We start from the raw sequence: 1,584 nt of genomic DNA on the forward strand, positions 1-1,584 counted from the left end.
GAACCAGGTGTCGCCGTCGTGGTCCGTTGCCGACAAGCCGAAATTCATCGTGAGATCATGGACCGTCGTCACTTCGCCATATGTGATGCTGTTGACAGTGAAGGTCGATCCCCCACTGTTATATGAGACTCCGACATTGTCAAAATCATGGTTGACATACAGCGTGTACGTGTTGGTCGCGGAATTGAATGCCACCCCGTTGTTGGTCGTCAGTAGAGTATTATCTGAAGTCTCTATCACACTGATAGAGGCTGTACCCGAGCCTTTTGCGATCGCCGCGATGTTGAAGTCTTTAACATTGGTAGCCCCATTGTCGTCGAGCACGTGGAACGTGACGTTTGCGGTGCCGCCGCCTTGCCATTGTGTCAGAACGAAGCTTACTTTTGCCTGTTCATGGGCGAAGCCAAGATGCAAAGTTTCGCCAGTATCCATGCTCAGGCCAGTACTACCCACCGCAATGCCATTGTGCGAGGCTTTGACTTGCTGCGCAGCACCGTTGAGATCGCCGGTTATGACGAGTTGGCCGTCCGGCGAGGTAAGCGAATTTTGACCACCGCCGGAAGACGTGAACGCGGAATCCCCGGTCACGGTCGTCGTGGTAATCACCGACGGCGAGTTCAAGGTGTAGTCGTAGGTACCATTCGCATTGAGGTCGAGCGTGAAGAAGGCGCTGCCTGTCGGGTCGCTCGGGCTCGAATAAGCATGCATCGACACGCCGCCGTCGGCCTGCGGCGTTTCGGTGTAGTAGAAAGTAAAGTCCACACTGTGCGTGGTTGCGTCCTGAACGTCGACTTTCGTCACATGGGTCAAATTATCGACAGTCTGGACGAAATTGACCGCGCTTCCGCTGTACATGCCACTCGCTTGAAGTGCGAGCGATAGGTGATCTAGCCCGTCAGCCCCGAAGTTCGCGGTGTAGAGCCCGGTGAAGCTAGTACCAGCTTGGTTGGCGACGACGGCGTCCATGACGGAGGTGAAGATCGGGCCGTCGTCATGGATGGTGATCTGCCCGCCCAGGTCGATGCTGGCGCTCGCCTTGTCGCCGTCATTGTCGGTCACGGTCGCGGTCACCGACACCAGGCCGGTGCCCAGCAGGGTGCCTTCGCTGGTGTCGGGGGTCTCGCCCGAGCCTTCATGCACGCCGCGCAGTTCGGTCATCGTCACCTTGCCGGTGGCGTCGACCGTCAGCGTGAAGACATTGGTCTGCACTCCGCTGATGGTCACATAGCCATCGACTTCGCCCGCTCCATTGGCCACCAGATGCACTGTCTGGCCGGTAAGCGAGTCGACCAGGGTGGTCGTGGAATTGTTGATGGTCAGCGAGTAGGCTGTCGAGCCGGACTGGCCGTCCGCGCCCGGCGTCACCGCGAAGTTGGCCGCGAAGTTGCCGGACGAGACGTTGCCGACACCGCCGCCGACCGAGCCGATCACCGGAATGAAGCTCTCGTCGACGCTCAGCGTCGGCGCCGAGCCGGTCGCCGAGACCAGCGGGCCGTCGTCATGGATGGTGATCTGCCCGCCCAGGTCGATGCTGGCGCTCGCCTTGTCGCCGTCATTGTCGGTCACGGTCGCGGTCACCGACAC

At 59.7% G+C, this 1,584-nt stretch carries 1 protein-coding gene; it reads right to left on the minus strand.

Going from position 1 to position 1,584, the window contains the following annotated elements; translation table 11 throughout:
* On the minus strand, nucleotides 1–1,566 hold a 1,566-nt coding region (locus FJW08_RS32230; protein WP_246682689.1), incomplete at its 3' end, for a DUF5801 repeats-in-toxin domain-containing protein.
* Nucleotides 1,567–1,584: the final 18 nt, after the last annotated feature.

Origin of the sequence: Mesorhizobium sp. B3-2-1 (assembly GCF_006439515.1) — a bacterium.
In the GTDB taxonomy this organism is placed as follows: Bacteria; Pseudomonadota; Alphaproteobacteria; order Rhizobiales; family Rhizobiaceae; genus Mesorhizobium.